Source organism: Streptomyces sp. NPDC102441, from assembly GCF_044765585.1.
In the GTDB taxonomy this organism is placed as follows: Bacteria; Actinomycetota; Actinomycetes; order Streptomycetales; family Streptomycetaceae; genus Streptomyces.
The window spans coordinates 184,415-209,363 of the sequence record NZ_JBIWKH010000002.1; the positions used below are offsets into that span (position 1 = coordinate 184,415).

At 69.5% G+C, this 24,949-nt stretch carries 17 protein-coding genes; 15 read left to right on the forward strand and 2 right to left on the reverse strand.

Annotation, left to right across the window (positions count from 1 at the left end; genetic code table 11):
- The first annotated feature begins 10 nt into the window (after window positions 1-10).
- The 15 genes from ACIREO_RS04360 to ACIREO_RS04430 all read left to right on the forward strand — a co-directional run bounded on the left by ACIREO_RS04360 (window position 11) and on the right by ACIREO_RS04430 (window position 21,891).
- Entirely contained in the window at window positions 11-1,537 is a 1,527-nt protein-coding gene (locus ACIREO_RS04360; RefSeq protein ID WP_404104847.1) for a CHAD domain-containing protein, read from the forward strand.
- Between the two features lie 50 nt (window positions 1,538-1,587).
- Entirely contained in the window at window positions 1,588-3,513 is a 1,926-nt protein-coding gene (locus ACIREO_RS04365) for a TIGR03960 family B12-binding radical SAM protein (protein ID WP_404104849.1), read from the forward strand.
- A gap of 75 nt (window positions 3,514-3,588) precedes the next feature.
- Window positions 3,589-4,722 carry a hypothetical protein gene (locus ACIREO_RS04370; protein ID WP_404104851.1) on the forward strand — a complete coding sequence of 378 codons (1,134 nt, stop codon included), beginning with the start codon at window positions 3,589-3,591 and terminating at the stop codon, window positions 4,720-4,722.
- A 122-nt stretch (window positions 4,723-4,844) separates the two neighbouring features.
- Entirely contained in the window at window positions 4,845-5,624 is a 780-nt protein-coding gene (locus ACIREO_RS04375; protein ID WP_404104853.1) for a TIGR03936 family radical SAM-associated protein, read from the forward strand.
- A gap of 229 nt (window positions 5,625-5,853) precedes the next feature.
- Entirely contained in the window at window positions 5,854-9,891 is a 4,038-nt protein-coding gene (locus ACIREO_RS04380; protein WP_404104856.1) for an Rne/Rng family ribonuclease, read from the forward strand.
- Between the two features lie 373 nt (window positions 9,892-10,264).
- Window positions 10,265-10,585, forward strand: a complete 321-nt coding sequence (rplU, locus tag ACIREO_RS04385; RefSeq protein WP_018551604.1) for a 50S ribosomal protein L21 — start codon at window positions 10,265-10,267, stop codon at window positions 10,583-10,585.
- A 14-nt stretch (window positions 10,586-10,599) separates the two neighbouring features.
- A complete protein-coding gene (gene rpmA, locus ACIREO_RS04390) occupies window positions 10,600-10,857 on the forward strand; it encodes a 50S ribosomal protein L27 (protein WP_404104859.1) in 258 nt (85 codons plus the stop codon).
- 139 nt (window positions 10,858-10,996) lie between these two features.
- Entirely contained in the window at window positions 10,997-12,439 is a 1,443-nt protein-coding gene (gene obgE, locus ACIREO_RS04395; protein ID WP_404104861.1) for a GTPase ObgE, read from the forward strand.
- A 350-nt stretch (window positions 12,440-12,789) separates the two neighbouring features.
- Window positions 12,790-14,292, forward strand: a complete 1,503-nt coding sequence (locus ACIREO_RS04400; RefSeq protein ID WP_404104863.1) for a D-ribitol-5-phosphate cytidylyltransferase — start codon at window positions 12,790-12,792, stop codon at window positions 14,290-14,292.
- Between the two features lie 130 nt (window positions 14,293-14,422).
- Window positions 14,423-16,468 (forward strand): hypothetical protein, encoded by a 2,046-nt coding sequence (locus ACIREO_RS04405; protein ID WP_404104866.1) that lies wholly within the window; start codon window positions 14,423-14,425, stop codon window positions 16,466-16,468.
- A 135-nt stretch (window positions 16,469-16,603) separates the two neighbouring features.
- Window positions 16,604-17,839, forward strand: a complete 1,236-nt coding sequence (locus ACIREO_RS04410) for a glycosyltransferase family 2 protein (RefSeq protein ID WP_404104868.1) — start codon at window positions 16,604-16,606, stop codon at window positions 17,837-17,839.
- Window positions 17,840-17,988: 149 nt separating this feature from the next.
- Complete coding sequence (locus ACIREO_RS04415) at window positions 17,989-19,056, forward strand: glucose-1-phosphate thymidylyltransferase (RefSeq protein ID WP_404104871.1); 1,068 nt, start codon at window positions 17,989-17,991, stop codon at window positions 19,054-19,056.
- Window positions 19,053-20,039: a dTDP-glucose 4,6-dehydratase gene (gene rfbB, locus ACIREO_RS04420; RefSeq protein WP_404104874.1), complete on the forward strand. Its 987-nt coding sequence runs from the start codon at window positions 19,053-19,055 to the stop codon at window positions 20,037-20,039. Before ACIREO_RS04415 ends, rfbB begins: the two co-directional genes overlap by 4 nt.
- Entirely contained in the window at window positions 20,036-20,920 is an 885-nt protein-coding gene (gene rfbD, locus ACIREO_RS04425) for a dTDP-4-dehydrorhamnose reductase (RefSeq protein ID WP_404104877.1), read from the forward strand. Before rfbB ends, rfbD begins: the two co-directional genes overlap by 4 nt.
- Before the next feature lie 176 nt (window positions 20,921-21,096).
- Window positions 21,097-21,891 (forward strand): class I SAM-dependent methyltransferase, encoded by a 795-nt coding sequence (locus ACIREO_RS04430; protein ID WP_404104879.1) that lies wholly within the window; start codon window positions 21,097-21,099, stop codon window positions 21,889-21,891.
- Between the two features lie 93 nt (window positions 21,892-21,984).
- Here ACIREO_RS04430 and rfbC read toward each other — a convergent pair whose 3' ends face one another.
- Both rfbC and ACIREO_RS04440 read right to left on the reverse strand, forming a co-directional pair.
- On the reverse strand, window positions 21,985-22,584 hold the full coding sequence (gene rfbC, locus ACIREO_RS04435) for a dTDP-4-dehydrorhamnose 3,5-epimerase (protein WP_404104881.1): 600 nt from the start codon (window positions 22,582-22,584) through the stop codon (window positions 21,985-21,987).
- Window positions 22,585-22,643: 59 nt separating this feature from the next.
- Window positions 22,644-24,659, reverse strand: a complete 2,016-nt coding sequence (locus ACIREO_RS04440) for a glycosyltransferase family 2 protein (protein ID WP_404104884.1) — start codon at window positions 24,657-24,659, stop codon at window positions 22,644-22,646.
- Between the last annotated feature and the right edge of the window lie 290 nt (window positions 24,660-24,949).

Genomic DNA, 24,949 nt, shown 5'->3' on the forward strand with positions numbered 1-24,949 from the left:
GGTTCGTCATATGGCGGACTCGAAGCGTGAGATCGAGCGGAAGTACGAAGCGACTCCCGAGACCCAGCTGCCCGACCTGACCCGTACGGCCGGGGTCTCCGAGGTCGTCCACCGCGGCCTCCGCGAACTCGACGCCGTCTACTACGACACCCAGGACTTCCGGCTGGCCGCGGACTCCCTCACGCTGCGCCGCAGAACAGGCGGGGACGACGCCGGGTGGCACCTCAAGATCCCCGTCTCCGCCGGCGTCCGTGACGAGATCCAGGCCCCGCTCACCGACACCCTGCCGCCCGCCCTCGGCGAGCTGCTCCGCTCCCGCGTACGGCATACCCCGGTGACCCCCGTCGTCCGGATCCTCTCCGCCAGGGACGTCCACCACCTCCTCGACGAGGACGGTGCCCTGCTCGCCGAGCTGAGCGTCGACGAGGTCCTCGCGGAGCGCCTCACCGAAGAAGGGCACGGGACCACGTCGGCGTGGACCGAGCTGGAGGTCGAGCTGGCCGACGACGGCGACCCGGCCCTCCTCGACGCGGTCGAGCGGCGGCTGCGCAAGGCCGGCGTCCGGCCCTCGTCCTCACCGTCCAAGCTGGCCAGGGCCCTGGAAGAGACCGCCCCGGGGAAGCGGCGGCAGACGAAGAAGGAACCCTCCCCGCGCACCGCGGGCGACCATGTGCTCGCCTACGTACGCCGTCAGACCGCGGCCCTCGTCGATCTCGACCCCGCCGTACGCCGCGACCTGCCCGACAGCGTGCACCGGATGCGGGTCGCCACCCGCCGGCTGCGCAGCGCCTTCAGGACGTACCGCAAAATTCTGGACCGGACCGTCACCGACCCGCTCCGCGACGAGCTGAAGTGGCTCGCCGCCGAGCTCGGGGTCGACCGTGACCAGGAAGTCCTCGACGAACGGCTCCGCTCCCACGCCTCCAATCTGCCCGCCACCCTGCTCCTGGGACCCGTGAGTGCCCGGCTGACGCTCACCTCCGTCGCCAGGCGCACCGGTTCACGGCGGCGGGTCGCCGCCGTGCTCGACGCGGAGCGCTACCTGGCCCTGCTGGACTCCCTGGACGCCCTTCTCGCCGACCCGCCCCTGCTCCCCGCCGCTGCCCGGCCGGCCGCGGACGCCCTGCCCCGCGCCGTGCTCAAGGACTACGAACGCCTCGCCGGCCGCGTCGGGGACGCCCTGGAACAGCGCCCGGGCGGGGAACGCGACGTGGCCATGCACGAAGCGCGCAAGGCGGCCAAGCGTGTCCGGTACGCGGCCGAGGCCGCCAGGCCGGCGCTGGGGAAGCCTGCCAAGAAGTTCGCCAAGCGGATGAAGTCCGTGCAGTCGGTCCTCGGCGACCACCAGGACAGCGTCGTGGCCCGGGACGCCCTGCGCACCCTGGCCGTACAGGCTCACGGCGCGGGCGAGTCCGCGTTCACGTGGGGTCTCCTGTACGGCAGGGAGGAAGCCGCGGCGAGCGCACGGGAGCGCGAGCTTCCCGAGGTCTGGGCGCGGGCGTCACGGCCCGGACCGCGCGCGGCGCTGAAAGGCTGAGCACCGGGTTACGCTTGATGGTCACCCCTGCCAGCTACGAAGGTCCTCAGATGTCTGCCGAGTCGGTCTTCCCGCAGCTCGAAGCTCTGCTCCCGCATGTGCAGAAGCCCATTCAGTACGTCGGCGGTGAGCTGAACTCCACCGTCAAACCGTGGGACGAATGCGACGTCCGCTGGGCACTCATGTACCCCGACGCCTACGAGGTAGGACTCCCCAACCAGGGCGTCATGATCCTCTACGAGGTGCTCAACGAACGCGAGGGCGTCCTCGCCGAGCGCACGTACAGCGTGTGGCCGGACCTCGAGGAGCTGATGCGCGAGCACAAGGTGCCCCAGTTCACCGTGGACAGCCACCGCCCCGTCGGCGCCTTCGACGTGTTCGGCCTCAGCTTCTCCACCGAGCTCGGCTACACCAACATGCTCACGGCCCTGGACCTCGCGGGCATCCCGCTGGAGTCCAAGGACCGCACCGTCGACCACCCGATCGTGCTCGCGGGCGGCCACGCCGCGTTCAACCCCGAGCCGATCGCGGACTTCATCGACTGCGCGGTCATCGGCGACGGTGAGCAGGCCGTCCTGGAGATCACCGAGATCATCCGCGCCTGGAAGGCCGAGGGCCGGCCCGGCGGGCGCGAAGAGGTCCTGTTCCGTCTCGCGAGGACCGGTGGCGTCTACGTCCCCGGTTTCTACGACGTCGAGTACCTCCCCGACGGCCGCATCGGCCGCGTCGTGCCCAACAAGTCCGGCGTGCCGTGGCGCGTGTCCAAGCACACCGTCATGGACCTCGACGAATGGCCGTACCCCAAACAGCCGCTCGTCCCTCTCGCCGAGACCGTCCACGAGCGGATGTCCGTGGAGATCTTCCGCGGCTGCACCCGCGGCTGCCGTTTCTGCCAGGCCGGCATGATCACGCGCCCCGTGCGGGAACGAAGCATCACCGGCATCGGCGAGATGGTGGAGAAGGGGCTCAAGGCCACCGGCTTCGAGGAGGTCGGCCTCCTGTCGCTCTCCTCCGCGGACCACTCCGAGATCGGCGACATCGCCAAGGGCCTCGCCGACCGGTACACGGACGACAAGGTCGGTCTCTCACTGCCCTCCACCCGAGTCGACGCGTTCAACGTGGACCTGGCCAACGAGCTGACCCGCAACGGCCGCAGGTCCGGTCTCACCTTCGCCCCCGAGGGCGGCTCCGAGCGCATGCGCAAGGTCATCAACAAGATGGTCTCGGAGGAGGACCTGATCCGGACGGTCGCCACCGCGTACGGCAACGGCTGGCGCCAGGTGAAGCTGTACTTCATGTGCGGCCTGCCCACCGAGACCGATGAGGACGTCCTCCAGATCGGTGACATGGCGGTCAACGTGATCGCCAAGGGCCGTGAGGTCTCCGGGCAGAACGACATCCGCTGCACCGTCTCCATCGGCGGCTTCGTGCCCAAGCCGCACACCCCCTTCCAGTGGGCCCCGCAGCTCAGCGCCGAGGACACCGACGCCCGGCTGAAGAAGCTCCGGGACAAGATCCGCGACGACAAGAAGTACGGCCGCTCCATCGGCTTCCGCTACCACGACGGCAAGCCCGGCATCGTCGAGGGCCTGCTCTCCCGCGGTGACCGCCGGGTCGGCTCCGTCATCCGCGAGGTCTACGAGTCCGGCGGCCGCTTCGACGGCTGGCGCGAGCACTTCAGCTACGACCTCTGGATGAGGAGCGCGGAGAAGGCGCTCCCCTCCTTCGGCGTCGACGTCGACTGGTACACCACCCGCGAGCGGACGTACGAAGAGGTCCTGCCCTGGGACCACCTGGACTCCGGCCTCGACAAGGACTGGCTCTGGGAGGACTGGCAGGACTCCCTCGACGAGACCGAGGTCGAGGACTGCCGCTGGACGCCGTGCTTCGACTGCGGCGTGTGCCCGCAGCTCGACCTCGACATCCAGATCGGCCCCACCGGCAAGAAGCTCCTGCCGCTGACGGTCGTGAAGTAGGTCCCGCGGGCAACAGCCCGGTGACGAACGCCCGGCCCGGGAAACCCCGGGCCGGGCGTTCGCGTCCTTCCCGGCATGGACCTCGACAAGCACCGCACACCCCCGCCGTACGAAGGCGGGGAGGGCTGTCTGACGACCCTCGTCAGAATTCCGGTGAGGATCGTGGTGCTCGTCCTGGTCCTGCCGGTCCGGATGCTCTGGGACCTTCTCGTCGCGGGAGGACGTGTCGCGGAGCGCGTGCTGCTGCGCCCCCTCGGGCGGGCGCTGGAGTGGCTGTACGACGAGGTGCTCGCCCCGGTCGGCCGTGCCCTCGTGTGGCTGGCCGTGGCCCTCCTGGTGTGGCCCTGGGTGGGCCTGTGGAGATACGTGGCCGTCCCCCTCGTCCGGTACGGGGTCGTCGCGCCGCTGGTGTGGCTCCACACGGCGGTGCTCACCCCGGCCGGACAGGGGCTCCGGTGGGTGTACGACCGGCTGCTCGTGCCGGCGGCGACCGCCTTGTTGACCGTGCTGCTCGTGTGGCCCGCCACCGGCGTATGGCGTTACGTACTGAAGCCGCTCGGCATCGCGGTGGCCTGGCTCGTCATCCACCTGTTCGTCCTGCCGGCCGTGTGGGCGTACCGGTGGGTGCTGACTCCGGTCGGTCACGGCATCGCGTGGACGCTCGGGATGCTGGGGCGGGGCCTCGCCGCCGTGGCGTCGGCGCTGTGGACCGGTGCGGCGTGGCTGGTCATGACGCTGTTCGTGCTGCCGGTCGCATGCGTGTACCGGCGGGTCCTCGCCCCGGTGGGCCGGGAGATCGTGGCCGCCGTGGGCGTCGCCTGGCGGATCGCCGGATACGTCTCGCGCGCCGTCGGCCGCGTTCTGGCCTGGCTGGCGTGGCATCTGGTGGGTGCGCCGGTGGCCTGGGCCTACCGCACGGTGTGCACGCCGGTCGGGCACTTCCTGCGCGACGCGGTCGGGGCGCCCGTCAAACGGGCCGCGATCGAGGCGGGACGCGCGGCGCGCGGCGCACTGGCCTCGGCCCGGGAGACCCTCCGCGCGGCGCGCAGGGATGCCTGGCGCGCGCTGGTGGGAACGCCGCAGGTCACGGACGCGCGGGAACTCGAAGGGTCCGCTGCGCGTACCCTGGGTAGGACAACGACTGTCCCCAGCGCGGCGCCCGCGTCCGAGATCTCCCTGTCTGCCGACAAAACCGTCAGCCGGGGGTGAGCCGGAGCGGCACCCCGGGGCACCCCGTATTTCGTGGGCGGCACGCCACCGCGGCCGCCCCGCACCGAGGAGAAGAACCACTGGGCAAGCGACAGCCCGAAGGCCCGCCGCCCGCACCGGCGGTGCAGCGCATCAGACTGCGCTACACCAAGCGGGGCCGCCTCCGGTTCACCAGTCACAGAGACTTCCAGCGCGCCTTCGAGCGGGCGCTGCGCCGCTCCCAGGTGCCCATGGCCTACTCGGCGGGCTTCACGCCCCACCCGAAGGTGTCGTACGCCAACGCCGCCCCCACGGGGACGGGCAGCGAGGCCGAGTTCCTGGAGATCGCCCTCAGCGAGGCGCGGGATCCCGGAACGCTCCGCGAGCTGCTCAACGCGTCGATGCCGGACGGTCTCGACATCATCGACGCGGTGGAGGCCCACACCTCGGGCCTCGCCGACCGGCTGACCGCCTCCGTATGGGAGATGCGGCTGGACGGGGTCACCGTCGAGGACGCCGAAAAGGCCGTGGCCGCCTTCCTGGGCGCCGAGACCGTCGAGGTCCAGCGCCGCGCGAAGAACGGCATGCGGACCTTCGACGCCCGTGCGGCTGTCGCGGACCTGCAGGCTCTTGATCCACAGCCTGATAGGTCCGGGGACAGGCCCTGTGCGATACTGCGCCTGGTAGTGCGGCACGTGACACCTGCCGTGCGACCCGACGACGTCCTGTCCGGTCTCCGAGTTGTGGCCGACCTGGCGCCGCCGGTCCCCGCAGCGGTGACCAGGCTGGCGCAGGGGCTCTTCGATGAGGAGTCCGGCACGGTGACCGACCCGCTCGCGCCCGACCGCGAGGCAGCCCCGGCCGTATCCACGGCCGATCCGGCCGCCGCCGCGACGGCGCCGGAAGGTGCAGGCACCGCGTAAGGCGGTCGTTGTAGCGCAGCCCTTGGACTCGGGAGCCACCTGGGTCGGGCCGCGCACCGCCCCATAAGACTTTCGCCAGGCCGTGCGTGACGCGTACGGAACCGGCGAGCCAGACATCAGCTCCCGTGCGGCGCCCGCGCCCCGGACGGCGGTATCGCGCACATCGCGCGAATCGCGTCGGACCGGAATCAGGCGTGGCGCCCGGGAGCGCGACGGGAGAACCGCCCGCATGCACGAGCCGAACGAACCCGGTAACACCGGGAACACAGAAGACAACAACGCCCCCGGGGACAAGCTGCCGCCGCGCCGCAGGCGCCGCGCGGCGTCCCGCCCCGCCGGCCCGCCGTCGGGCGCGCCGGGTGCGGCCGCCGCGGAGGACGTCACGCCGGCCATACCGGCCGCTGCCGCCGAGCCGTCCGAGCCGGCTGCCGAGGTCGCGCCGCCCGCGCGTGCCCGTCGTCGTGCGGTCCGTAAGGCGACCGCTCCGGCTGGTGCGCCGCAGGGCGCCGCCGAGGTCGTCGAGCCGGTCACCGAGCCCGCCGCCGAGACCCCGGCCGAGGAAGAAGAGGCGGAGGAGACCGTCGAGGAGGAGGCGCCCCCGGCACGCTCCCGCCGCCGCGCCACCCGTAAGGCCACCGCGCCGGCAGGCGCCCCCCAGCAGGCCGAGGCTGTCGCGCAGGACACCGTGACCGAGCCGGTGAAGGCTCCCGAGCCGGTCGCCGAAGCCCCTGCGGAGCCGTCCGAGCCCGCCGCCGCGCCGCGCGGCCGTGCCCGCCGCCGAGCGTCGGCTCCGGCCGGTACGCCGCAGGGCGCGCAGAGCACCGAGGCCCCGGCCGCGATCGTGGCCGAACCGGCCGCCGAGGCCGCCCGGAGTGAGGACGCCGTAGAGGCTCCCGCCGCCGAGGCCGAGCCCCCGGCCCGCTCCCGCCGCCGTGCCTCCCGTAAGGCGTCGGCTCCGGCCGGCACCCCGCAGCCCGTCGAGGAGGTCGCCGAGGCAGCCGCCGAGAAGGGTGAGAACCCTCCCGCCGCAGTGACCGAGGAGCTGGCCTCCGAGACCGAGGAGGTCGAGGAAGCCGCACCGCGAGGCCGCCAGCGCCGCCGGGCCACCGCCGCCGCGGGCCGCCCCGAGTTCACCGGGAAGGCCGAGGAGCCGGCCCGTAAGGGACGTCGTGCGACGCGCCCCGCCGTGGCCGTGTTCCAGGCCCCCGTCTTCTCCGAGCCGATGTTCCAGACCCCGGAGACCGCTGCCGCCGCTGCCGCCGCGGGTTCCGCCCCGGCGCACGAAGAGAACGACGAGGCCGTCGCGGAGCAGAAGCCCCAGGACCGCGCGCCGCGCAGGGCCGAGGCCGGACAGGCCACCGGGACCACGGCCCCCGCCGAGGCCGAGGCCGCGCCCCAGGGCGGTTCGCGCCGTCGCCGCCGCCGTCGTGGCGAGGCCGTCGAGACTGAGCCGGCCGCGGCTCCGGTAACGCTTCCGGCCGAGCAGTCCGCCCCGGCCGCCGCCCCCGCCGAGGACAGCCACGAGGCCGAGCCCGAGACGGACGCCGAGCACGAGGGCGACGAGACGGACGAGTTCGGGGACCGCCCCTCGCGCCGTCGCCGCCGTGGTGGCCGTCGCCGCCGTCGCGGTGAGGCCGGCGACACGGACGACGTGGAGCAGCAGGACGACGCCGCCTCGGACCGGTCCGCGGACGAGCAGCAGACGCATGACGACGAGGACGACGAGGAGCACGAGTCCTCCTCCGGCTCCAGCAGCAGCCGTCGCCGTCGCCGTCGTCGCCGCCGCAGCGGGGACGCCTCCGGCGAGGACACGGGTGCGGGCACGGGCGCGGACGACCCGGAGCGCACGGTCGTCAAGGTCCGTGAGCCGCGTAAGAAGGAAGCAGAGCGCGAGCTCGGCACCGGCTTCGACGAGGTCCAGTCCATCAAGGGCTCGACGCGCATGGAGGCCAAGAAGCAGCGCCGCCGCGAGGGCCGCGAGCAGGGCCGCCGCCGCGTCCCGATCATCACCGAGGCCGAGTTCCTGGCCCGCCGTGAGGCCGTCGAGCGCGTCATGGTCGTCCGCCAGAGCGGCGAGCGCACCCAGATCGGCGTCCTCGAGGACAACGTGCTCGTCGAGCACTACGTCAACAAGGAGCAGGCCACCAGCTACGTCGGCAACGTCTACCTGGGCAAGGTGCAGAACGTACTGCCGTCCATGGAGGCCGCCTTCGTCGACATCGGCAAGGGCCGCAACGCCGTCCTGTACGCGGGCGAGGTCAACTTCGAGGCGCTCGGCATGGCCCACGGGCCGCGCCGCATCGAGACCGCGCTCAAGTCCGGCCAGTCCGTCCTCGTCCAGGTGACGAAGGACCCGATCGGCCACAAGGGTGCCCGCCTGACCAGCCAGGTCTCGCTGCCCGGCCGCTACCTGGTCTACGTGCCCGAGGGCTCCATGACCGGTATCAGCCGCAAGCTGCCCGACACCGAGCGGGCCCGGCTGAAGACCATCCTCAAGAAGATCGTTCCCGAGGACGCGGGCGTCATCGTGCGCACCGCCGCCGAGGGCGCGAGCGAGGACGAGCTGCGCCGCGACGTCGAGCGGCTGCAGGGCCAGTGGGAAGAGATCCAGAAGAAGTCGAAGAGCACCAGCAGCTCCAACGCGCCGACGTTGCTCTACGGCGAGCCCGACATGACCGTCCGGGTCGTCCGGGACATCTTCAACGAGGACTTCTCGAAGGTGATCGTCAGCGGTGACGACGCCTGGGACACCATCCACGGCTACGTCTCGCACGTGGCACCGGACCTGAAGGACCGGCTGTCGCGCTGGACCTCCGAGGTCGACGTCTTCGCGACGTACCGCATCGACGAGCAGCTGATGAAGGCGCTGGACCGCAAGGTCTATCTGCCGAGCGGCGGCTCGCTGGTGATCGACAAGACCGAGGCGATGGTCGTCGTCGACGTCAACACCGGCAAGTTCACCGGCCAGGGCGGAAACCTCGAGGAGACCGTCACCAAGAACAACCTGGAGGCGGCCGAGGAGATCGTGCGCCAGCTGCGGCTGCGCGACCTCGGTGGCATCGTCGTCGTCGACTTCATCGACATGGTGCTGGAGTCCAACCGGGACCTGGTGCTGCGGCGCCTGCTGGAGTGCCTGGGCCGCGACCGTACGAAGCATCAGGTCGCCGAGGTCACCTCGCTGGGCCTGGTCCAGATGACCCGTAAGCGGGTGGGCCAGGGTCTGCTGGAGTCGTTCTCCGAGACCTGCGTCCACTGCAACGGTCGCGGTGTGATCGTCCACATGGAGCAGCCCACGGCCGCCGGTGGCGGCGGTGGCAAGCGTTCCAAGAAGCGCGGCCGCGGCGGCGCGGGACACGAGCACGAGCACGGCCAGGACCACGAGCACGGCCAGGACCACGAGCACGAGCAGTCGGCCGAGGTCGAGACCGAGGCCGAGGTGGCCGCCGAGGTCGCCGCCCCGGTGGCGCTGCCCGAGCCGGATTTCGTGGCTGACGAGGAGCTGTACAGCAGCCCGGCCGAGGCCGAGGCGGCAGCGTCGCGTGGCCGTGGCCGCAGGCGCGCGACCCGCAAGGCCACGGCTCCGGCCGGTGCGCCCGCCGCGGTGGCCGAGGCCGCTCCGGCGGCCCCGGTGGCCGAGGAGCAGCAGCCCGAGCCGGTGGCCGAGACCCCGGTGGAGGCTCCCGCCGCACCGGAGGCCGAGACCGCTCCTCCGGCGCGTACGCGTCGCAGGGCGACCCGGAAGGCGACCGCTCCGGCGGGCTCGCCCAAGCAGGCCGACGTGACGCCTCCGGTCCATCCGGCCGAGCCCGCGGCGGAGCCCGTCGCGGTCGAGGACCCGGTCGTGGAGGCCCCGGCGCCCGCTCCCTCCGAGGAGGCGGCCGCGCCCGAGGCCCCGGCGGCTGACGAGGAGTCCGCTCCGGCTGCCCCGCCGCGCGCCCGTCGCCGGGCGACCCGCAAGGTAACTACTCCGGCGGGTTCGCCGGCCGGCGCCGAAGAGGCAGCGGCCGTCGTGGTCACGGGCACCGGCTCCGACGAGTCCGGCGCCCCGGGCACCGAAGCGGCGGAATCGGAAGCGCCGGTCAAGAAGACCGCGGCGCGGAAGACCGCCAAGAAGGCCACGGCGAAGAAGGCGCCCGCCAAGAAGACGACGGCCACCAAGACGGTCGCGAAGAAGACAGCGGCGAAGAAGACGACGAAGAAGGCGGCGGCGAAGAAGACCTCAGCCGCCGAGCAGTCGTCGCCCTCCGTGACGGCCCCGACCGACTAGAGGGCCGGCCGTGAAGTGACAGCGTGTGTGGCCCCGCCTCGGCCGAGGCGGGGCCACACACGCGTGTGAGCGGCGCAAGGGCAGCCCTGCGGGCTTGTCGGCGCCCCCGCCGGTCCCCAGGCCTCGTACGCGCCCTCCGGGCGGTTCCTCGGCCGGGCAGGGGCCGGTTTGACCGGCAAGGCGGCTGTCCGTACTCTGAACACTCGGTGTGTTTCCGTACGCACCTACCCCTGAGCACATCCCTTCCGGCTTCGGCGCGCGCATCGCGCACCCGTGCCGGCAGAGGCCGCTCATCCTTCCGGATCGTCCCGGGCTCCGGCCCGTGCGGGCGGCTGGCTTCAGGGGATCCGTTCCGAGTGAGAGAGAGATCCGCGTGTACGCCATCGTGCGCAGCGGTGGTCGACAGCACAAGGTTGCTGTCGGCGACATCGTTGAGGTTGACAAGATTCCCACCGCCAAGGTTGGCGACACGGTCGAGCTCTCGACCCTGCTCGTTGTCGACGGTGACGCCGTGACCAGCGACCCCTGGGTCCTGGACGGCATCAAGGTCCAGGCCGAGATCGTGGACCACCACAAGGGCGCGAAGATCGACATCCTTCGCTACAAGAACAAGACGGGTTACCGCCGTCGCCAGGGCCACCGCCAGCAGTACACGGCGATCAAGGTCACCGGTATCCCCGCGGCTGCGAAGTAAGGGACTGAGGAGACATGGCACATAAGAAGGGCGCATCGTCCACTCGGAACGGGCGCGATTCCAATTCCCAGCGGCTCGGCGTGAAGCGCTTCGGCGGTCAGGCCGTGAACGCCGGTGAGATCCTGGTCCGCCAGCGCGGCACCCACTTCCACCCGGGCTCGGGCGTAGGCCGTGGCGGCGACGACACGCTGTTCGCGCTGACCGCCGGTGCGGTGGAGTTCGGTACGCACCGTGGCCGCAAGGTCGTGAACATCGTTCCCGTCGCCGCCTGATCCAGGCTGCGACGAGCGACACAGCACCTTCCGAGGGCGGATCTCAGCTTTCCCGGTAACCGGGGAAGCGGGTCCGCCCTCGGCGCGTTACGTCAAGAGACATTCCCGTATTTTTCCGTAGTACCTGGAGGCACCCACCATGACCACCTTCGTGGACCGCGTCGAGCTGCATGCCGCCGCGGGTAACGGAGGCCACGGCGTGGCCTCCGTGCACCGTGAGAAGTTCAAGCCGCTGGGCGGTCCCGACGGGGGCAACGGCGGGCGCGGCGGCGATGTGATCCTCGTCGTCGAGCAGGCCGTGACCACGCTGCTGGACTACCACCACAGCCCCCACCGCAAGGCCACGAACGGCCAGCCCGGCGCCGGTGACAACCGTTCCGGCAAGGACGGCCAGGACCTCGTGCTGCCCGTGCCGGACGGCACCGTCGTCCTCGACAAGGCCGGAAACGTCCTCGCCGACCTGGTCGGCCAGGGGACCACGTTCATCGCGGGCCAGGGCGGCCGTGGCGGCCTCGGCAACGCCGCGCTGGCCTCCGCCCGCCGCAAGGCGCCCGGCTTCGCCCTGCTCGGCGAGCCGGGGGAGAGCCGGGACATCGTCCTGGAGCTCAAGACCGTCGCCGACGTCGCGCTCGTCGGCTACCCGAGCGCCGGCAAGTCCTCGCTCATCTCGGTGCTCTCCGCCGCCAAGCCGAAGATCGCGGACTACCCGTTCACGACTCTCGTCCCCAACCTGGGCGTCGTCACCGCGGGCTCGACGGTCTACACGATCGCGGACGTCCCGGGGCTCATCCCGGGCGCCAGCCAGGGCAAGGGCCTGGGCCTGGAGTTCCTGAGGCACGTCGAGCGCTGCTCCGTCCTCGTGCACGTCCTGGACACCGCGACGCTGGAGTCGGACCGTGACCCCGTCTCCGACCTCGACATGATCGAGGAGGAGCTGCGGCTGTACGGCGGTCTCGAGAACCGCCCGCGCATCGTCGCCCTCAACAAGGTCGACATCCCGGACGGCCAGGACCTCGCCGACATGATCCGCCCCGACCTGGAGGCGCGCGGCTACCGCGTCTTCGAGGTCTCGGCCATCGCGCACAAGGGTCTCAACGACCTCTCGTACGCCCTTGCCGGGATCATCGCCGAGGCGAGGGCCAGCAATCCGAAGGAGGAGTCGACCCGGGTCGTCATCCGTCCCAAGGCCGTCGACGACGCCGGCTTCACCGTCACCGTGGAGGAGGACGGCATCTACCGCGTACGCGGCGAGAAGCCCGAACGCTGGATCCGGCAGACCGACTTCAACAACGACGAGGCCGTCGGCTACCTCGCGGACCGGCTCAACCGGCTCGGTGTCGAGGACGGGCTGCGCAAGGCGGGTGCCCGGGCCGGCGACGGTGTGGCCATCGGTGCCGAGGACAACGCGGTCGTCTTCGACTGGGAGCCGTCCATGGCCGCCGGTGCCGAGATGCTGGGCCGCCGTGGCGAGGACCACCGCCTGGAGGCTCCGCGCCCCGCCGCGCAGCGCCGCCGTGAGCGCGAGTCCGAGGCCGATGTCGCGCAGCGCGAGTACGACGGGTTCAAGCCCTTCAACGACTGAGCACGCAGGTCCCGCCCGGCGACGGAGAGGCGTCCGCCGGGCGGGACGCGGGTGCAGTGGGCCATCCGGACCTGGGCGCGTCACAGTGCCCCACGCCGGGGCACCGGAGGCGCGCATGGGCCGCCCGGGTGAAAGCCGGTGTGCGGGAGCCCGCTCAAAGGTGCCCCATGCCGCTCACGCGTGTGGCGTCGGTCACCTGCTCGTACGGCTGCGGTTCGGGTGTTTCTCCTGCCCGGCCGGGGAACGGCAGGTGTTCGCCGGGTGAGGCGCACTCGACGTCCGCCTTGCGAGATGGTAACGGAGAGTGTAACCATCGGGATGTTCCCCAGCCTTCGCGAGGTAGGTCGTCTGTGTCTGAGCAGTACATAGCCCAAGTCCGCACCACGGCAGTCGTACTCGCCGGCGGTACCGGTCAGCGCGTGGGTCTGTCGATACCGAAGCAACTGCTGAAGATCGCCGGCAAAGCGGTCATCGAGCACACTCTGAGCATCTTCCAGCAGGCCGAATCGATCGACGACGTCATCGTCCTTATGGCTCCGGGTTATGTCTCCGATGTCGAGAAGATCGTCACGAAGGCCGGCCTGACCAAAGTCATCAAGGTGATCGAGGGCGGTTCGACCCGCAACGAGACCACCGAGCGTGCCATCGCGGCACTCGGCGAGGGCCTGGCCGACGGGGAGGACCGCAACGTCCTGTTCCACGACGCCGTGCGTCCGCTCCTGTCCCAGCGGGTCATCAAGGACTGCGTGGATGCCCTCGACCGCTACCAGGCGGTCGACGTCGCCATCCCGTCCGCCGACACCATCATCGTGACCCGCACCCACGGCGAGGACGGCGCGTTCATCACGGACGTACCCGACCGCTCCCGGCTGCGACGCGGCCAGACGCCCCAGGCGTTCAAGCTGTCGACCATCCGGCGGGCCTACGAGGTCGCCTCGGGTGACCCCAACTTCCAGGCCACCGACGACTGTTCGGTCGTCCTGAAGTACCTGCCGGACGTCCCGATCTACGTCGTCGCGGGCGACGAGTACAACATGAAGGTCACCCAGCCGGTCGACGTCTTCATCGCCGACAAGCTGTTCCAGCTGGCCTCGACGGCTGTTCCGCAGCCGGCGGGCGAGTCGGGGTACCGGGAGCTGCTCACCGGCAAGACGATGGTGGTCTTCGGCGGGTCGTACGGCATCGGTGCCGACATCGCTTCGCTCGCGGAGTCGTTCGGCGCCAAGGTGTACGCCCTGGGGCGCTCCACCACCGGGACGCACATCGAGAACCCGGAGCACGTCGACGAAGCGCTCTCCAAGGCGTACGCGGAGACGGGGCGCATCGACTACGTGGTCAACACCGCGGGGGTGCTGCGCATCGGCAAGCTGGCGGAGACCGACACCGCGACGATCCAGGAGGCGCTGAACGTCAACTACCTGGCGCCCGTCCAGATCGCCCGCGCCTCGTACAAGTACCTGGCGGAGACCAAGGGCCAGCTGCTGCTCTACACCTCCAGCAGCTACACCCGTGGCCGCGCCGAGTACAGCCTCTACTCCTCCACCAAGGCCGCCATGGTGAACCTCACCCAGGCGCTGTCGGACGAGTGGGCGGGGGACGGGGTCCGGGTCAACTGCGTCAACCCCGAGCGGACCGCGACGCCGATGCGGACCAAGGCGTTCGGCGAGGAGCCGGTGGGCTCGCTGCTCTCCTCCGAGGCCGTGGCCCGTACGTCGGTCGACGTCCTGCTGTCCGAGATGACCGGCCATGTGATCGACGTCCGTCAGCAGGACCCGACCCGGGGCGCGAGCGAGGCCTCGGGCTTCGAGCAGGCCCTGGCCTCGGTACTGGACCGTCAGATCGATGTGTCATAATCAGTGATCGACTATTCGGACCCCGTCGGTTCGCCGTAAGGGCGAATCCGGCGGGGTCCGAGTGCGTGCAGGCGCTCTTCACAATTTCCCCGCAAGGTCATTCAGTCGGCATTCTCAGGAGCGGTACTTCGTGATTTCGAAAGCCATTCGTTTGGCTCGTGTCGGCAGTGGTTCGGAGCTGGCCGCCGCGCTTCTCCTGGGTCTGGGCTTCCCCTGCGTCATGGTCGCGGCGATAGTTCCCAACCTGTGGTTCTTCGCGGCGGCCGCCTTCGTGACGTATGCGGCGGACAACTATCTGCACCGTTGCGGCAGCTATCTCATCAACCGGCTGGCCGCGGTGCGCGCGGGTCTCTCGATCCGCTTCCTGGTGCGCCAGCTGCTGCTGGTCCTGCTGCTCTCGCGCATGGGCTACGGCGAGGCGCCCCTCTTCTACGTGACCGTGGCCTGCCTGCTGGCCTTCTACGGGCTCCAGGCGCCGCAGAGCGCGATGGTCACCCTCATCCGGCTGCGCCGCAAGCTGCCGGTGGTCACCCGGAACATCGATCTGAGCGCCGTGGCCATCGGGAGCGCCCCGCCGCGCAGGCTGATGAGCCGTCCGGCCGAGAAGATGCTGCACCTGGACCTGTTCGGGCTGATCGGCGTGCTGGTGGCCATCGAGACCGGCAGGACCGCCATCGCCTACGCCGGTCTGGCGCTGATGCTCGGCCTGGCGATCCTCTACCTCGCCGCGCTGCTGCCCTACGTGCGCCCCAGTCGGCTCGCCCCGCCGGACACCAAGGTCCTCGCGGCGGTCGACGCCTGGCTGGGCAGCTACCGGCCGACGGTCATCATGTACTTCTCCGGGTCCAAGGACTCGGCGTACCAGGTGAACATGTGGCTGGAGACGATGACCCAGCTCGGCGGGCGGCCGCTGATCTTCCTGCGTGAGCGCAACATCGTCCCCCAGCTGGCCATGACCTCGGTGCCGGTGCTCTGCGTGCCCGGCGGGGTCCACCTGATGAACCTGGACCTCTCGTCGGTCCGCGTGGCCCTGTACGCGGCCAACGTGGGCAAGAACATCCACATGCTGCGGGTCCCGACCATGAAGCACGTCTTCATCGGCCACGGCGACAGCGACAAGCTCGCCAGCGTCAACCCGTACAGCAAGGTGTACGACGAGGTGTGGACCGCGGGGAAGGCCGGGCGGGACCGCTACGCACTGGCCGACGTCGGGATCCGCGACGAGGACATCGTCGAGGTGGGGCGCCCCCAGCTCGCCTCGATCAAGCCGTGGACCGGCGCCCCGAAGAACTCGGTCCCGACCGTGCTGTACGCCCCCACCTGGGAAGGCTGGGACGACAACCCCGGCAACACCTCGCTGCTGCTGGCGGGCGAGAACATCGTCAGGCGTCTGCTCACCGCCGAGCAGCCGGTCCGGGTGCTCTACAAGCCGCACCCCTTCACCGGTACCCGCAGCCGCCAGGCGAAGGCCGTGCACGCTCGTATCACCGCGATGATCGAGCAGGCCGCGGCCGAACGCGCCGCCGACCCCCGGTGGGCGAAGGAGCGGGACACTCTGAGGGCCGGTCAGGCCGAGGCGCGGGCCGGGATGCTCCGTATCGAGACGCGGCTGTCCCAGCTCGCCGGCAGCTCGCAGACCGACAGGGACGAGGCCGAGCAGTCCCGGGACGCCAAGGTCGACCCCGAGATCGAGGCGGAGACCGCGAAGCTCAGGGAAGAGTGGAACGACGCCTACTGGCGCTCGACCGGCTGGTGGGAGCACAAGGTCATCGTCGGGGCCGCGCCCCGTCTGTACGACTGCTTCAACGAGTCGGACGCCATGGTCTCGGACATCTCCAGCGTGGTCTCGGACTTCATCGCGAGCGGCAAGCCGTACGCGGTGACCGACTCGGCCGCGATGGGCGTGGAGGAATTCCGGCGTCAGAACACCGCGGTACGCGCCGCGGTGATCCTCTCGAACTCGGCGACCGAGCTGGACGAGCTGATGGCCGCCGTCACCGACCCGGCGGCCGACTCCCTGGGAGAGGCCCGGCGTGAGCTGAAGCAGTATCTGCTCGGCCCCGACGAGCCCACCTCCATCGAACAGTTCGACAAGGCGGTCCAGGATCTGTCCGCCAAGGCGGAGGCGCGCAACATCGGTGTCGCCCGGAGTCTGGGCGAACCCGTGGGCGGCTGATCGACGCCGCATCTGTCCGACCGAACGGCCCAGTAGCCCAGACGAGGGTGCTACTGGGCCGTTTGTGTTACTAGTCACGTACCGGGTGGGTGACGTCGCACAACCACTGGCCCGTTCCGGCTGTCTTCTGTTTGTGTGAACGTCACACATATTCCGGATGTCAGTGTCATTGTCGGTGCGTACGACGCGATGCCGTATCTCGTGCGCTGCCTCGAATCGGTGGAGGCGCAGACCATCGGCGCCCATCGCATCGAGATCGTCGCGATCGACGACGGCTCGACCGACGGCACCGGGGAGTACCTGGAGGAGTTCGCGGCCCGTTCGCAGGTTCCCACCCGAGTGATCAGGCAGAGGAATTCAGGGGGTCCGAGTGGTCCCCGCAATGTCGGAATCGGCAGGGCGTGCGGCCGCTACGTCTTCTTCCTGGACGCGGACGACCACCTCGGTGACGAGGCCCTGGAACGCATGGTCGAGATGGCGGACCGGGCCGGTACCGACGTGGTGCTCGGCAAGGTGGTCGGCCTCAACAGGGGAGCACCCCGGTCGATGTGGTCGCGGACCCAGGAGCGTGTCGACGTCCATCATTCCAAGGTCATTTACACGCTGAGCGCGCAGAAACTCTTCAGGCGTGAGCTGCTGGATCGTCTCGGGCTGCGCTTCGACGAGGACCTCAGGACAGGTGAGGACGCCCTCTTCACCATGGAGGCGTATCTGCGGGGAGCGGGTGTCTCGGTCATCGCCGATTACACCTGCTATTACCTGGTCGGCCGCGACGACGGCAACCACGCCACCAAGAGGGGCAGTTACACACTGCGTTTCGAAGCGATGGAAGCCATGATGGCGCTCATCCACAGACTGGAGCCGGCCGGTCCGAAGCGTGATCTCCTCATGGTGCGGCCTTTCACGGTCGGACTGCTCCAGCAGTTCGCCCCGGGCATCCTGAATCAGCGGGAAAGCGAACAGAAACACAAGATGGAGCTCGCGGCTCCGTTGATGAAGACCTACTGGACCGATGGTGTGGCCCGCAGAATCAAGGTGGGCGAGAGGCTGAGACTGGTCTGTGTGGCCCACGGACGTCTCGACCTGCTGGCTGACGTGCTGAGGTTCCTGCAGGCCAAGGAAGTTCCGGAACTGGTCAGCTCGGAGAGCGGCGACAAGCTCTTCCTTGCCTTTCCTCACTTCCGTGACAGGAGTGCCGGCCTCCGCGACGCGGACTACGAGGTCACCGTGCCGGACTGGCACGGGAGCCGCCGGGTCGAAAGACCGAAGAGTCCGCCGGGGCCGGTGCCACGGCCGTCCACGTTGCGGCGCGTCGCCCGTCGGGCGCGCAAAGACCTGCGGCGCTGGCGTGTGCGCATGAGCGTGGGCTGAGGTCCCGGCGGCGCCGGTGCATGGCCCGTCACCCCTCGGATGGCTCTCACGGCCTCTCGCGAAAGGGCGGCGGATGAACGCAGAGATAAACTTGCATAAAAATTACTGGTCCTGCACGGGACCGGCACACACCATCGGGACAGGACAACGTGAAGGCTCTCGTACTCTCCGGCGGGGCGGGCACCCGCCTGCGTCCCATCACACACACGTCGGCCAAGCAACTGGTTCCGGTGGCCAACAAGCCGGTCCTCTTCTACGGTCTGGAAGCCATCGCCGAGGCCGGGATCACCGATGTCGGCATCATCGTGGGTGACACGGCTCCGGAGATCCGTGAGGCTGTCGGTGACGGTTCCGCGCTCGGCATCGACGTCACGTACATCCCACAGGACGAGCCACGGGGCCTTGCGCACGCGGTGCTCATCGCCCGCGACTTCCTGGGTGAGGACGACTTCGTCATGTACCTCGGCGACAACTTCATCGTCGGCGGCATCTCCGGACTCGTCGAGGAGTTCCGCGCGGAGCGCCCCGAGGCTCAGATCCTTCTGACGAAGGTGCCCAACCCGACCGCCTTCGGTGTCGCGGAACTCGACGACCAGGGCCGGGTGGCCTCGCTCGAGGAGAAGCCGAAGGTGCCGAAGAGCGATCTGGCGCTCGTCGGCGTCTATCTCTTCACCCCCGCGGTCCACGAAGCCGTGCGTTCGATCGAGCCGTCCTGGCGCGGCGAGTTGGAGATCACCCACGCCATCCAGTGGCTGATCGACAAGCAGCGCGACGTCCGCTCGACGACCATCTCCGGGTACTGGAAGGACACCGGCAACGTCACCGACATGCTGGAGGTCAACCGCTCCGTCCTGGAGACCCTGGAGCCTTCCGTGGAGGGGACGGTCGACGAGAACAGTGAGATCATCGGACGTGTGCGGATCGAGCCGGGGGCGCGCGTCACGAGCAGCCGCATCGTGGGTCCCGTGATCATCGGCGCGGACTCGGTGATCAGCGACTCCTACGTCGGCCCGTTCACCTCGGTCTCCGAAGGCTGCAACATCGCGGACAGCGAGATCGAGTACTCAATCGTCCTGAAGGACGCGTCCATCGTCGGAGTCAGGCGCGTCGAGGCGTCGCTCATCGGCCGTAACGTCGAAGTGACCCCGGCGCCCCGCAGCCCCTCCGCCCACCGACTTGTCCTCGGCGACCACAGCAAGGTGCAGATCTCCTCATGACGACCAACATCCTGGTGACCGGCGGGGCCGGTTTCATCGGTTCCCACTACGTCCGTACCCTCCTGGGCCCCGAGGGGCCGGGCGATGTCGCGGTCACGGTGCTCGACAAGCTCACCTACGCGGGTAACCCGGCCAACCTCGACGAGGTTCGTGACCACTCGGGCTTCGCCTTCGTGCAGGGGGACATCTGCGACCCCGAGCTCGTCGGCAAGCTGATGGCCGAGCACGACCAGGTGGTGCACTTTGCCGCCGAGTCCCATGTGGACCGTTCCATCGACGGCGGCGCCGAGTTCGTCCGTACGAACGTCGTGGGCACACACACCCTGATCCACGCCGCGTACCTGGCCGGCATCAAGACGTTCGTGCACATCTCGACGGACGAGGTCTACGGGTCGATCGACGAGGGCTCCTGGCCTGAGACGCACCCGCTCGAACCCAACTCGCCGTACTCCTCCGCCAAGGCGTCCAGCGACCTGATCGCCCTCTCGTACCACCGCACGCACGGTCTCGACGTCCGGGTGACCCGGTGCTCCAACAACTACGGGCACCACCACTTCCCCGAGAAGGTCATCCCGCTCTTCGTCACCAACCTGCTGGACGGCAAGACCGTGCCGCTGTACGGCGACGGGGCCAACGTCCGCGACTGGCTGCACATCGACGACCACGTCCAGGGGATCGAGCTCGTCCGCACCAAGGGCCGGGCCGGCGAGGTCTACAACATCGGCGGTGGCACCGAGCTCTCCAACAAGGAGCTCACCGGCCTCCTGCTGGAGGCCTGCGGCGCGGACTGGGAGACCAGCGTGACCTACGTCGAGGACCGCAAGGGCCACGACCGCCGCTACTCGGTGGACTGCACCAAGATGAGGGAGGAGCTCGGCTACGTGCCCCGTAAGGACTTCAAGCAGGGCCTCGCCGAGACCGTGCAGTGGTACCGCGACAACCGCGCCTGGTGGGAGCCGCTGAAGGACCGGGCCGCGCTGTGAGCGCCGTCTGGCTGGTCACCGGAGCCGACGGAATGCTGGGTCAGGACGTCATGGCCCGGCTCGCCGGGGAGGACGTCACCGCGGTCGCCGCGGGACGTGGCGATGTGGACATCACCGATCCCGCCTCGGTCCGGGCCGGGTTCGAGAAGTACCGCCCCGCCGTGGTCGTCAACTGTGCCGCCTGGACGGCCGTCGACGACGCCGAGACCCAGGAGGAAGCCGCCCTGCGGGTCAACGGCAGAGGCGCCGAGGTCCTCGCCGAAGCATGCCGCGAGCACGGCAGCGTGCTGCTGCAGGTCTCCACCGACTACGTCTTCGCAGGGGACGCGGAGGAGCCGTACACCGAGGACGCCCCCACCGGGCCGCGCAGCGCGTACGGACGGACCAAACTGCTCGGGGAGCGCGCGGTCCTGGGCATCCTGCCGGACACCGGGTACGTCGTGAGGACGGCCTGGCTGTACGGCGCGGGAGGCGGGAACTTCGTGCGCACGATGATCAAGCTGGAGGGCATCAAGGACACCCTCGATGTGGTGGACGACCAGCGCGGTCAGCCGACCTGGACCGTCGATCTGGCGGACCGGCTCGTTCAGCTCGGGCAGGCAGCGCTCACGGGGACCGCTCCAGCGGGTGTCTACCACGGCACCAGCGGCGGCGAGACGACCTGGTTCGGCCTCACCCGGGAGATCTTCGGGCTGCTGGGTGCCGATCCCGAGAGAGTGCGCCCCACGACCAGTGCGGCCTTCGTGCGGCCGGCTCCGCGCCCCGCGTACAGCGTGCTGGGGCATGACCGCTGGGCGGCTGCCGGGATCGAGCCGATAGGCGACTGGCATTCCGCGCTGGAGCAGGCGTTTCCCGTACTGGTCGCAGCCGAACGCCACTGAACCTCCCGCCGACGGCAGCGGCAACGGCCGGGACATTTCCCCACGGAAGCCCGGCCGTTGCCTTACCTGGGCCCCAGCTCACGAATGTCGTACAGAAAGGCTGCCGTAGGACACATTCATGGGATAGCTTCTTCGGAAAACCAGGCCAGTTGGTCCCTGTCGAAGGGCTGCTCCACGTGAACCGCCATGAGTTTCTTCGGTCCTTGCACCGTGTCTACCGTCCCCGGAACTATCTGGAGATCGGCGTCAACGACGGCAGGAGCCTGGCCCTTTCCAGGGTTCCCTCCGTTGCCGTCGATCCGGCCTTCCGTGTGGTGACGGACATCAGCTGCGATGTTCACCTGGTCAAGGCCACGAGTGATGATTTCTTCGCACGCAAGGACCCGTTGCTGCACCTGCGTAACGGGCGTAATCCGTTTCGGGCCCTGGCTCGCCGCGACCCGCTCAATGTGCTCGGCGCCGATCCGAAGCTGGAACTCTCCTTCATCGACGGCATGCACCTCTTCGAGTACGCGCTGCGGGACTTCATGAATGTCGAGCGGCACTCGCGTTGGTCGAGCGTGATCGTCCTTGACGACATGCTCCCGCGTGACGTGGACGAGGCGGCCAGGGACCGGCATACGAAATTCTGGACCGGAGACGTCTACAAGGTCGCTGAGGTGCTGCGCCGTTTCCGTCCCGACCTGCTGGTCGTGGAAGTGGACACGGAGCCCACCGGAGTAGTGGTGGTCTTCGGAGCCGACCCCGGCAGCACCGTCCTGAAGAATGCGTACGACAAGATCATCGAGGAGTACGTCGTACCCGATCCGCAGAATGTGCCCGACGAGGTGCTGGTGCGCAAAAACGCCGTCAAGCCCGAGGTTCTCCTCGGTGCGGATTTCTGGCCGGTGCTCGCCCGGGCGCGTAATCTCCGCCGCCCCCGGTCGGCCTTCGCTCCGCTGCGAAAGAGTATGGAGGCCAAGGCGGTCTGAGCCGAAGAGGCCGATCTCCGCATTCACGCACGGGGAAGCCCCCGGTCCGTATTTCTGGACCGGGGGCTTCCCGTCTTCCGCCGCTTCCGTGGATCAGTCGCGGGAGCGCAGTTCCGCGTAGTACGCGAGACAGTCCTCGTACGAGGGCAGGAGGCCCTGCTTCTCCGCTTCGGCCAGGGCCGGGGCCGCGGCGTCCTTGTCGGAGAGCAGCGGGGTGACCTCGGCAGGCCACTCGATGCCCAGCTCCGGGTCGAGGGGGTTGATGCCGTGCTCGCGGCCGGGGGAGTAGCCCTCCGAGCACAGGTACACGACCGTGGCGTCGTCCGTCAGAGCCATGAAAGCGTGGCCGAGGCCTTCCGCGAGGTAGACGGACCGGTGGTCGACGTCGTCCAGGCGAACGGCTTCCCACTGCTTGTACGTCGGGGAGCCGACCCGGATGTCGACGATGACGTCGAGAACCGCGCCCCGCACACACTTGACGTACTTCGCCTGGCTCGGCGGTACGTCGGCGAAGTGGATCCCCCGGAGGGTTCCCCTGCTGGACACCGAGCAGTTGGCCTGTTCGAGCCGCAGCCGGTGTCCGGCCCCCTCTGCGAAGCCAGCGCCCTGGAACCACTCGTGGAAGCTGCCGCGGCTGTCCGGGAAGACCTTCGGTTCATGGACCAGGGCTCCCGGGATGGAAAGCTGCCGCATGGTGATCACGTCCTTGTACTCGTACTGGTGCTGGTTCAGGTGCTGGAGGAGACGTCCGGTCAGCCGACGATCCGCGCCGCCAGGCGCCGCACGCTCTTGCGGGCCCTGCCGGGGAGACGGCGCACGAGTCGGCCGCCGACCGTGCGCAGCGAACGCCGTACGGTCACCTTCCGGCGCTTGGAGACCACCCGGCTCACGAGGTCCGGGTCGGCTTCGGCCAGACCGACGGGCAGCTTGATCCGGCCGCGGGCGTCGACGGAGACCTCGAAAAGGGGGAGTGCGGCGTTCTTCGGGCCGTCCAGACGCACGGACAGCTGCCAGGTACCGGCCGGGACGCCCGCGGCCCGGGTGGGCAGGGGGAGGTGGGCGCGTCCTTCCGTGGGGACCAGCGCGGTGGGGAACGTGTGGGAGGCGTCGGACGAGGACAGCACCAGCTGAGCCGAGGACTGGGCCGTCGCGGCGACGGTGAGAAGGCCCAGCCGGAGTTCGGGCCTGTTACTCGGTACCAGCAGGACCGGACGGCCTTCGAGGTACGTGGCCAGCTTCTTGCCGCGGCGGGCCACATCGAGCGTGAGGTTGCCGTGCGGGTCGGTGAAGTACGGAATGACCGCCCGGGCGGGGGAGCCGAGGGATGCCGGCAGGCACGCGGCGTCCACATGCTCCGCACGGTCCGCGCCGAGCCGCGCCTTGCGCACCAGGCCCAGGCCGCGCAGCGGTACCCATACGTCCCAGAAACCGCGGGAGACGCGGCCGCGTCCCTTGACTGCCTCCGAGGACACATGGCCGGAGCCGTGCAGGACCACTTCGCAGGTGCCGTCACCGAGATCCTCGATCTCGGTCGTGAACTTCGCCGGGCAGGACCACTCGACGGCCGTCTCGCGGTTACGCAGAGACATCTCCCCGGCGTATTTCCCGATGTCGTCCGTGACGTCCAGGAGTTCGCCGTCCGGCAGCAGCCCCTCGGTGAAGTCGGGGTGCAGGAAGTAGCGGTCGTCGCGACGGAGCAGCTTCAGCGGTGCCCGGTCGTCACCATGGACGAGGCGGCCGGTCACGGTGAGAGCGATCCGGCCGTCGGGCTGCCAGGCGAACTCCTCGATGCGGGCCGCCGCCTTGACGGCCCGGGTGAACCGGGCGATCCGCAGGAGGCCCTGGCGGTCGTCGTTGCGGAGCAGCGTGGAGCGCAGCCGCTGGATGGAGCCCAGTCCTTCGTGGACACCGTCGTGCATGAAGTCCTTGGCCACGTCCTCGACCGCGTCGCACATCTCGTCGAGGTACTCGGGCGTGTACTTGAGGACGGCCGGCTCGCTGAGACGGCCCAGCATCTCCACGCGGTAGAAGCGGCGCAGCAGGAGGTCGCGGAAGTCTCCGGGCTCGGTGTTCTCCACGACGACATCGAGGACCTCGCGGAGGTTCCCGTAATAGCCGGAGGGGACGATCTTTGCTGAACCGGCGTTCTTCCCGTCATCGCGCTTCGAGTAGTGGTAGCACGTGTAGTCGCCGAGGATCGAGACGGCCTTCGCGGGGAAATACGCCTGCATCATGTAGAGCTGATCCTCGAGCCGTCGCTTGCCCTCGGGGTAGGCGATGCCGTTCTCGCGGAGGAATTCCGTGCGGAACATCTTGTGCGGGGTCAGGCTGTCGTACAACGGGGCGTCGCGCAGCGTGCACTTCTCGCGGGTCGTCTTGAAGACGCCGTGCGGGACACCGCGGAAGTTGCTGGCGACCTTGCCGATGACGATGTCGGAACTGTTCCTGTGCCCGATCGCGTAGAGGCGTTCCAGGGCCTCGGTGGCGAGGTAGTCGTCCTGGTCGACGAACTGTACGTATTCGCCCTCGGCCTCGGCCACTCCGATGTTGCGGGGCTTTCCGGGCCATCCTGAATTCGGAATGGTGATCACACGGAAATGCGGGTGCTCGGTCGCCAGCGCCTCGAGCCGTTCGCGGGTGTCATCGGTCGACCCGTCATTGACGAAAAGGACCTCGAAGTCATTCGAGGGGAGGGTCTGACGCAGCAGGGAATCGATGCACGGATCGATGTACTTGCCCGGATTGTAAACCGGAATGACGACACTCACTTTGACTGACACTACTGTGCCCCATCTCTGAGAACATGGACGACAAGGTGGGGGGTTGAAGCTGGCGGCCGGTTTCGAGGCAGGGGTACCGCCCGGAGTACTCTAGCGGCTGTCCGGATCGAACAGTTCGGATATCTGTTGGCGCGGTGTCACGTGCCGGTGGCTCGGGCTTCATCCGAAGTGCTCCGGGTTCTCGTCGGTGGACGTGACGGAACGTAGCCGGTGTACGTTGGCGTTCGCTCGTTCTCATACACGCCCGGTGAGCGGAACCCGGTGCACGGGCGCCCCGC